Here is a 9,602-nt window from a genome sequence, read left to right as displayed (position 1 = left end):
ATTCCCAGGTATTCACGCGTTTGTAAAAGCGGATTAATTTATATCGTTCGGTTCTAACACCAAAATGAGGAGATACCGAATGTTCGCCATTTTCATAATAATGATAAAACATGGCATCCCTGAATGCTACTTTTTTTGATTGAAACAAAGGCAACATCGATTTCCCTTGCATAGCTTGTGGTATTTTAAGCTTTGCGGCGTCAAGCAAGGTTGGCGCAAGATCGAGATTCATTACAAATGTTCCGTTTTTACTTCCCGGTTTAATCACACCGGGGTAACGCATGATCATTGGTGTTCTGAAAGATTCTTCATACATAAAACGTTTATCAAACCAACCATGCTCGCCTAAATAAAAACCTTGATCTGAAACGTAGATTACAATGGTGTTTTTAGTAAGATTGTGTTTTTCAAGGTAATCGAGTGTACGGCCAATATTCCGGTCGAGCGATGCTGCTGTGCTTAAATAATCGCGCATATAACGTTCATATTTCCATTCAACCAAAGCTTTGCCTGTTAAATTCCGGCTTTTTAAATCTGCCTCGATTGGCTTGTAGTAGGCATCGAACCTGGCCCTTTGTGCTAAGTTCATTCGGTTAACGCTACCCTCTCCATTTTTGCTATAAGAAAGCATTTTCAGATCGTAGCCCATTAACATGGTTTTATCAATGGTCATATCCTGTACTTTTGCCGCTTCCCGGTTTACATAATTGTCGTAAAAATTTTTAGGCAAAGGGAATTTCACTTTATCAAATTTCCCCATATCAGTCGTATCCGGAAGCCAGGTGCGATGCGTAGCTTTGTGCCCAATAACCAAACAGAACGGCTTCGATTGGTCTCTATTATCTAACCACTGTTCAGAGGCATCTTCTATTAAATTGGTTACATAACCTTCTTTATGCACGGTTTTACCATCCATGCCGATAAAATCGGGGTTGTAGTACTGCCCCTGATCTGGCAGAATGCTGTAATAATCAAATCCCTGAGGTTTATCGCCCAGGTGCAACTTGCCTATCCAGGCTGTTTGATATCCGCCAGACTGAAGGTGTTTGGCAAAATTATCCTGTCCATGATCAAAATGGGAGGTTTCATTATCTTTAAAACCATTTTTATGGCTATATAATCCTGTTAATATAACGGCCCTGCTCGGTCCGCAAATAGAATTGGTTACATAAGCTTTGTTAAAGGTTACCCCCGACCGGGCAATACGATCGATATTGGGTGTTTGCGTTAATTTACTACCATAACTGCTTATCGCCTGAAAAGCATGATCATCAGAAATGATGATTACAATATTGGGTTTTTGCTGGGCATAGCCTAGTTTGCAGCATAACAGCGCAGTGATTAATATTATTTTTCTCATTGATGGTTTAATTGAATTTAAGGGCATTATTCATAGCCATTTTCAAAAACGATGGTCTGTTGTTTTTTCAGGCTCACTTCGGCAATTCCATCATCGCCCATTTTTACAATCTCAGCAGGTACATCTCTTACCACATAGGTTTTGAAAGGCAGCTTAATTCTAAGTACACCCGCTTTTTCTGCGTATACTTTTACTTTTGTTGGCACACCGTTTTCTTTATTTCCGCTTACTAAAAAGGCGCCTTCAGCACGTAAATTATTAAAAGCTACATCTTTCCAGCTTTGTGGTACAGCGGGGAATGCCTGTATATAACCATTTCTGCTTTGTAATAAAAGTTCCTGAACGCCCTGTGCAAAGGCAAAATTGCCTTCTAAAGTAAACGGGCGGTAGGTGAAGTCTGAGTACTGCCCTCCTTTTTGATCGCCATTTAAATGAAAACTGTTCGGCGAACAGAAGTTGGATGCAAAAATTTCCAATTGCTTTACCGCCTTATCGGCTTGGTAAGCCCTTGCGTATATAGAAGCCATCCAGCTAAAAGAATAACCACACCATGCTCTTGTACCAATTTCTTCTAACCGTTTTAAGGAGTTATCAATAATGGCTTTATCCTGCTGGTGGTTAACATCCAACAAATCGAGCGGATAAATGGCCATATACTGCGACATGTGCCTGTGCGAGCTTGTTAAATTAGATCCAGGGGCGATGGTAAAACCAGTTTCATTTATTTCATAACCCGGTAACTGATTCAGCATTTCCGCCCAATGTTTGCTTTCGTCTATCTTACCTTTTGCCATGCTTACTTCGGCCGCAGCTTTAAATAAAAATTTAGCTAAGGCCAAATCGAAATTGGTCCAGTTTAAGAACCAGGCTTTAATACTGTTATCATTATACTCTGGACTAGAGCTTAAAGGCAGTGAACGTTTGCCATCTTTCAACCTTGTAATGTTCTCCAGATAGGTTGCAGCTTCATGTATATACGGATAGGCTCTCTTTTTAAGAAACGCTTTATCCTTGCTATATTTCCACTGCCAATAAAAATGTTGTGAAGTCCATGCGCTTACGGTTGGCGAAAGCGAATACTGGATCCACCCACCCATTGGGTCACCATTTAATGTAATTACGCCCGGAACATTTAAACCCTCAACACCAAAATATTGCTTGGTATAAGTAAGATTTCGTTCTCTGATTTTCCATAGCCAATCGGTAAAAGTGGCTCCTTCGGCCAGGTGGTTAGCGGTATAAGTTGGCCAATAACTCAATTGGGTATTCAAATCGTTATGAAAATCGCCTTTCCAGGGTGGCAAACTACCGTTATCGGCGGTCCAAACGGCTTGTAAAGTTATGGCCGGTGCGCCTTTTCTGGCTACACACCCTAATTTATACATTTCTAAATAGTATTGTTTTTGAATAAGCTGATCCGGAACAGAGATATTCGATTTATTCCAGAAATCCTTCCACCATTTGGTATGAGAATCCCAACCTGTTGGCTCTTTCGCCGCTGAAGGAATACCAGGTAATTTTGCAGCTTTATCATTACTAATGGTCCATGAACCGATTACATTGCCATTAGCCACTGTTTTCCATTGAACCAACACTTCATAATAGTGCCCATCATAAGTAGGCTGACGGTAACGGACACTATTTGCAGTATTGGCAACTGTTCCTTTTGCATAACCCAATTTCTGTAAGCCCTCACCTGCATGGCTGTTGTCGCCTTTTTCTATTAAATTATTGGCGTAATTATGTACAATCAAATTAGGTATAATCGTTGTAGATTTAAGGTTTTCGAAACTAAAATAGCCCTGCTGCTGGGCGGCATGGATATAACAGTTAAAAACAGTACCATTTTCAAATTTTACCGTATTTAAAGCCGTTTCGATATCCAATTCGTTCGATACTACCTTCCCTAGTTTAGCAATATCAAATTCCATTGCCGCAGCTGGCAATTTAGTTGGATATGGGCTTCTATCATAAGGTTCATCGCCTATTTTTTGAACGGCGGCATAGTTGTTTTGATGAACCTGCTCTTCTACCCACTTAAAATTAAGCTTCGAGATATCAAGCGCCTTGCGTTCATCCCACAGATCTGCACGATCTAAAGAAAGACGTAGTTTATTGTTCTTTTCCCATATTAAAACGCCTAACATACCATTCCCCAAGGGCATGGCTTCATCCCACCTGTTGGCGAGTTTAGGAAAGGAAAGATTATAAGGTTTTAATGATTGGGCATAACCTGCGAAAGAAAAGCACAGGAGTAAAAAGAATAGGGTAAATTTAGTTTTCATTTGTTTGTTTAGAAATGGTTAGTACCTGTGGTAGTGTATCAATTTCTAAAATAATGATATTAAATTACAATAAAATCGCTAAAATTTGCGCAAACGTTTGATGGGTAATATAAAACAGGAAATTGCGAAAAAAAGATTAGTGTACAATCTTGAAAACGAGTTCTTTTAAGAGTTCTCCATCTTCAACATTTCCGGTACTATCTAAACCTTTGCTTTTTAAATCGTATTCGCGGAGTAAACCGATCACCTGGAAAACTTTTCCTGTGTTGTAATTTCTTGCAGCTACCTCATAATCTTTAACAAAGAATGGAGGCACACCCAAAGCTGATGCCGCATCGGCCTTATTGGGGATATAGTGATATTTTAGAAGCTTAGTGAAGTAACCACCTAAATTGGCCAAAACCATTACTGTTGGGTTGGCTTTAGGGTTGCTGGCGAAGTAATTGATAATTTTATTGCATTTCAGCACATCGCGGATGGCCAGTGCCTTCTGCAGTTCAAAAACATTATATTCTTTACTAATGCCTATGTTTTTCTGAACCAGATCGGTATTAATGGTTGTCTCTTTCGGAACATTGAGCATTAACTTTTCGATCTCGTTGGCAATTTTAGAAAGGTCGGTTCCTAAATATTCGGCCATTAAAGCCGATGCCTGCTGATCGATCTTGTAACCTTTATCTTTAATAAATTCTTCAATCCATGGCACCAGTTTATAATCGCGTACAGGATCTGACTGAAAAATCAATCCGCTTTTATTAATGGCTTTGTAGATTTTTTTTCGTTTATCGAAGTTCGCATACTTAAAAGCCAAAACCAATATGGTACTCGGTAAAGGTTTTTCAAAATAGTTGAGCACAAATTCGCCCTCTTTACTGCTCGAATCTTCTTTGCCCCACTTTAAATCCTGCGCTTCCTTAACAATTACCACCTGATAATCAGACATCATCGGGTAACGCTTTGCAGCACCCAAAACCGTAGCCATATCGGTATCTTTACCATACAAAACAGTCTGATTGAAACCTTTTTCGGCATCGTTCAATAACTTATCTTCAATATAATCTGTTACTTGATCGATATAATAAGATTCTTCTCCATGTAATAAATACACCGGTTTGAATTTTCGGGCTTTGATATCTTTGATAATTTCGGCAGCAGTCATTGCCCGTAAAATTACGATTTAGGTTTAACGATTTGGGTAAATGTTTATAATTTAAGAGATACTATATCTGAGATGTTAGATAGGAGATTTCCTTCCATATCTTAGAATTAATTAACTTTGCACGATAATAATTGATGGATTGTTCCATTGTTAACGGAGAACTTCCAACTGTTAACTGAAAACTGATTACTGCCAACTGAGAAAATGTTCAACCCTACCCCGCTTAACCTACCGCCATATCCATTTAAAATTACCCAAAAAGATGATCTGGTTTTTATTTTCGATGAGTTGAGGAAAAAGCACCTGGTGCTTACGCCCGAAGAATGGGTCCGTCAGCATTTTATACAGAACCTGATTTTGGAAAAGAAATTCCCACGCACATTGATCCAGATTGAAGGTGGTTTGGTGCTAAACCAATTACAAAAGCGAAGTGACATTTTAGTGTACAATACGGCTGGCGAAAAGCTGATGTTAATTGAATGTAAGGCACCCAAAGTAAAGATTACGCAATCGGTTTTCGATCAGGCATCACGGTACAATTCTATACACCAAGCCAAATGGATTGTGCTAACCAATGGTTTGCAACATGTTTATGCGAAGATGGACCTTGAAAAAGGTAAGTTTAACTTCGTAAAGGAAATGCCAGAGTATTTGGGCTTGTAAGGAGTGTTTGTCATCCTGAGGCACGAAGGATCTGCAGCCTATGGAATACTTGCTCAGTATAACATAAAATCCATATCATCTTATACGATTGATGGAAAGCAAAATCAGTAGTATTTGGGTTTGTTCCTGCCCCGCTCCCGCTTCTGCCAATTGATCCCGATGCAAAATCGGGAGGCATCTCGCTTTGATCGGGTTTAAGTGGCACGGTAAGTAAAGATATTAGGGTTTGTAGGGAGTATGATAACCTCGCCATTCATATATCGATCATTGAGACACAACCAGTAGAAAAAAGATCCTTCGTACCTCAGGATGACAATCACTTTAATTGCGTTTTCTGAATCATGCTATGCAATCTTCAATAGTAGCAATACCCCCTTCCGATTATAAACCTGATTGACGCGAAAATCCTTTTTTGTCATCCTGAGCGGAGTCGAAGGGCAAAAAAGATTGGAGCAGAAAGCAGGACGAACCTTAAAACAAACTACAACAATTGCTTTTCCCCCAAAAAAAATTAGGAGCATTAAAAATTCTTTCATTTTCCGTCATTGCGAGGAGGAACGACGAAGCAATCTTACAACGATCGCTATTAATCTATCTTTTAGATTGCTTCGTCGGCTGAAAAAGCCTTCTCGCAATGACGATTTTGTGCAGATGACAGATCACCTAAACACTATATTCCGTCTTCCAAACCTGTTTATTCCCGCTATAAATGGCTTCGTTACACATGGCCACACAGATAGCCGCCTGGGTTCCGGTATTGATATTTGATACTGGTTCTTTCTTGGTTGTTATCGATTTATAAAATTCATCTAGAGCATAATTTGTACCATCAATGGTGGCTTTATCCAAAATCGGGATTCCACCATCTTTATTTACCACAATCTTTGTGGCCCCAGTTACACCATCAACTATGCCTAATTCTTTTTTGGCACTTTCTTCAGGATAGAACAAACCGGTGTTGGTAAGCAAAGAAACCGAACCTTTGGTGCCTTTTATTTTAAACAGGTAACCATCATGTGCATTGCCACAAGTGGCTCCAAAATTGCCGATCATACCTTTTTCGTTATAACGGAGAATGGCCTGAATATTATCGTAGGTTTCGCGCCCATCTTTAAACACATCTATCCCACCCGATCCCATAATTTCATCAGGCTGCGTTTCGAAAGCCCAATTGATAAAATCGATTTGGTGCGATAAAAGTTCGGCGGCTAATCCGCCAGAATACTCTTTATACATCCGCCAGTTGATTTTACGTTCTAAAGCTGGATCTGGCACTGCCCTACGCCAATTGCCGTTACGGTCCCAACGGCAATCGATCTGGCTAACCTTGCCCAAATAGCCACTTTGGATCATATCCTTCACCTTAAAATACAAAGGCGAATAACGATACTGATAACCCACCTGAAAAACCTGATTGGGATATTGTTTTACCAGTTTTTTAAGTTCGAGTGCCTGGGCAATATTGTATGTCATGGTTTTTTCTACATACACATGTTTGCCAGCCAGTACCGCATCTTTGGCAATTCTGAAATGTTCGCTTAAAGGTGTGGCAATAAAAACCGCGTCGATTGTTTTATCGTCTAAAACTTTGTGATAATCTTTTAGGGCCTTTGCATCCGCAGGAACATACTTTTCGGTTTCCTTAAGCCTAAAATCGAGTAAATCGCAATAAGCTTTAATTTTATACTTTGCAGGCATTGATTTAATTACCGACAAAACACCTTTGCCACGATCGCCGCAACCAATCATTGCCACATTAATAATTTCATCAGCCACTAAATTAGCAAAACCCTGATTACCAACAAGTAAACCAGAGCCTAACAAAGTAGTATGTTTTAAAAAAGATCGACGATGCATGTTATAATGATTAAAATATTACTTATTATTTAATTGGAGCGCGCAACTCCTGCTACTATTAAAGGCTAGTCCCGCCAATGCTACAATCTTTTTGTTGCCAGCATTTGCAATATTAACGAAAATGCAACAAAAAAGTATTTTCGCGTATGTTGGGGCTATTTAAATCTTTCAGTGCCTTTAGGCCAGTTTGCAATGCAAACCGTTAACAATAAACCCGATCCGATAGCTATCGGATGAGCTAAATAGCCCACAGTGAGATACGAGCGAGGACTATATGCGAAAGCGGGACTGCAGGCCGCCATATTGAACCAACGCTCATTTTCAAGTCATTAAACTTATAAATTCTTGATTTTAATGGTCCTGAAATCCACCTTATTTCCATGGTCCTGCAATAGGATATGTCCTTTTGGTGCTTCACCAAAGTTTTTCCAGTCTTTATATTTACTAATGGCAACCAGTTTTTTAAATTCTTCAGAGCCACGGGTATATTCTAAAACTTTAACGCCATTTAAATAATGCTCTACTTTGTTATTTGGGTATACCACCAAACGGCCATTGTTCCAGCTTCCAATAGGGCGCAGGTAACGGGCTTCTTTTTTCGAAGTCATTAAATCGTATAGCGAAGCCAAGGTACGGTTTCCATCTCTGCCCAATTTTGCATCAGGGTGTAAAACATCATCTAAAACCTGATACTCGAGACCAATAGCAGAACCTGTATTTTTTTCGCTTAGGGTAACAAAATATTTTACGCCACTGTTGGCACCTGGGGTAAGTTTAAACTCGAACGACAAATCAAAAGCTGCATATTCATCCTTGGTTACAATATCGCCGCCGTTGGTCGATTCTGCACCACCCGATGGCTCTACACTGATAACGCCATCGGCAATCTTCCATCCTTTGGCAGGGAAAGTAGTTTTATAAGCACCAACCCAACCTGTATTGCTTTTACCATCGAACAAAAGTTTATAACCTTCCGATTTCTCGTAAGCAGATAACGTATTCGGCGTTAAATTAACCGTATAAATTCCTTTTGGAAAAGCTTTGGCTTTTAAGCCCTCTGTTTGAATGTTAATGTTTTTGAAATAAACTTTCTTGCCATCATTATCGAGGTTATTGCCAATACCATGAACCTGCAAACCGATAAATCCTGATTTATCCAAAGTATCAATCACGTAGGCAACAGGTGCGCCATTTACCCAGGTTTTGGTTTCGTTACCAATACATTCTATTTTGTAATGGTTAAACTCATTCTTTTTATACAGCGGTTTTGCCGATGGGTTAAGTTCTAAAGGATATAGCCATAATCTTCTGGCTTCGTCGTAAATTCCCCCGGTCCATGCCCTTGGTGTAGGGTCTATTTCTACCTGCCTGCCAAAAACCAATCCTTTACCGTTGTTTCCTTCTGGTTTAATATGGCTGCGTGTTTGCACGCCCGAGTTGGTGGTTTCACCTTCCAGCTTCACATCGAGTTCTAAAATGAAATCGCCATATTCTTTTTCAGTGATTAAGAACGAATTTGGTGTGCCTTTGGTCATCGTTCCGATAATCATTCCGTCTTCAACTTTGTACGGAGCTGCTCCTGCAACTGCTTTCCAACCGGTTAAGGTTTTGCCATCAAATAATGGTTTAGCTTTTTGGGCAGCGGCTGATAAACTGATTAGCGAAAGGGCTAGAATACTATATTTTTTTAAATTTAACATGATTGGTTTAGGGATTTTATCTTTTATTGATTGAGAGGTATCCTTCCTCGCTATGATAACATTTTAATATTTAAATACTTTTCCGTTTGCGATTACTTCTTGTCTGCTTTCATCGAAAATTGCTTTTGCACCTGTTCGTACCGCAGCATTGGTCATGATATTGGCAATAGAATGTGAATAACCGGCTTCAACAGGTGCATTTGGTGTTTTACGACTACGCACACATTCCATCCAGTTGCGCATATGGCCAGAAGTTAACGCATCACCACCCATATTTGCTCCTGTAGCCGCTTTAATTTCGGTTTTACTTAAATCAAATTCTGGCAAAAGATTGGCTTTTAAGCCCATGGCCGCAGCTTCTCTCTCCTTTAAACCACCTTTTGGCGATACTTTATTGGTAATTAAATTCAACTCGCCACCGTTAGAATAATAAACCTCTCCCACATCGCCCACACTATTCTGCATTCTTGACGTAAAAGTAACCTGGAAACCATCTGTAGTATCAGGCTGGCCATAATCGAATACGGCAACCATCGAATCCCAGTTTCTACGGCCATCTTTCCAGGTGTAAATACCTC

Annotated in this window: 6 protein-coding genes and 1 pseudogene; 1 reads left to right on the top strand and 6 read right to left on the bottom strand. The window is 39.7% G+C overall.

All coding sequences use genetic code 11. The features are described from left to right. The 3 genes from AC1DPQ_RS08345 to holA form a co-directional block, all read right to left on the bottom strand. Window positions 1–1,360: sulfatase family protein (locus AC1DPQ_RS08345; protein WP_477608772.1), on the bottom strand; the 1,360-nt coding region annotated here is incomplete at its 3' end. A 26-nt stretch (window positions 1,361–1,386) separates the two neighbouring features. Next, the gene (locus tag AC1DPQ_RS08340; protein WP_477608770.1) at window positions 1,387–3,645 is read right to left on the bottom strand and encodes a glycosyl hydrolase family 95 catalytic domain-containing protein; all 2,259 of its coding nucleotides are present in this window, start codon (window positions 3,643–3,645) and stop codon (window positions 1,387–1,389) included. A gap of 136 nt (window positions 3,646–3,781) precedes the next feature. Beyond that, window positions 3,782–4,804 (bottom strand): DNA polymerase III subunit delta, encoded by a 1,023-nt coding sequence (holA, locus tag AC1DPQ_RS08335; RefSeq protein ID WP_029275124.1) that lies wholly within the window; start codon window positions 4,802–4,804, stop codon window positions 3,782–3,784. 204 nt (window positions 4,805–5,008) lie between these two features. On the opposite strand from holA, the gene AC1DPQ_RS08330 reads away from it, so the two are divergent. Further along, window positions 5,009–5,467 carry a type I restriction enzyme HsdR N-terminal domain-containing protein gene (locus AC1DPQ_RS08330; protein ID WP_477583891.1) on the top strand — a complete coding sequence of 153 codons (459 nt, stop codon included), beginning with the start codon at window positions 5,009–5,011 and terminating at the stop codon, window positions 5,465–5,467. Between the two features lie 663 nt (window positions 5,468–6,130). On the opposite strand, the gene AC1DPQ_RS08325 is transcribed toward AC1DPQ_RS08330, so the two are convergent. From AC1DPQ_RS08325 to AC1DPQ_RS08315, 3 genes and pseudogenes are all read right to left on the bottom strand, one after another. After that, window positions 6,131–7,324, bottom strand: a complete 1,194-nt coding sequence (locus AC1DPQ_RS08325) for a Gfo/Idh/MocA family protein (RefSeq protein WP_477583889.1) — start codon at window positions 7,322–7,324, stop codon at window positions 6,131–6,133. 335 nt (window positions 7,325–7,659) lie between these two features. Further along, window positions 7,660–9,024: a 3-keto-disaccharide hydrolase gene (locus AC1DPQ_RS08320; RefSeq protein WP_477583887.1), complete on the bottom strand. Its 1,365-nt coding sequence runs from the start codon at window positions 9,022–9,024 to the stop codon at window positions 7,660–7,662. Between the two features lie 63 nt (window positions 9,025–9,087). Further along, window positions 9,088–9,602, bottom strand: a pseudogene (locus AC1DPQ_RS08315) (gfo/Idh/MocA family oxidoreductase); the annotation flags it as partial.

The sequence above is a fragment of the Pedobacter sp. 01T416_2 genome, from assembly GCF_056398925.1.
Note: the sequence above shows the minus strand (reverse complement) of the source record. Positions and strands in the feature narration are given on the sequence as shown.

What these genes read in the sequence shown, in the direction of transcription:
- AC1DPQ_RS08340 (WP_477608770.1), bottom strand. Translation starts at nt 3,645, where the DNA reads ATGAAAACTAAATTTACCCTATTCTTTTTACTCCTGTGCTTTTCTTTC.
- holA (WP_029275124.1), bottom strand. Translation starts at nt 4,804, where the DNA reads ATGACTGCTGCCGAAATTATCAAAGATATCAAAGCCCGAAAATTCAAA.
- AC1DPQ_RS08330 (WP_477583891.1), top strand. Translation starts at nt 5,009, where the DNA reads ATGTTCAACCCTACCCCGCTTAACCTACCGCCATATCCATTTAAAATT.
- AC1DPQ_RS08325 (WP_477583889.1), bottom strand. Translation starts at nt 7,324, where the DNA reads ATGCATCGTCGATCTTTTTTAAAACATACTACTTTGTTAGGCTCTGGT.
- AC1DPQ_RS08320 (WP_477583887.1), bottom strand. Translation starts at nt 9,024, where the DNA reads ATGTTAAATTTAAAAAAATATAGTATTCTAGCCCTTTCGCTAATCAGT.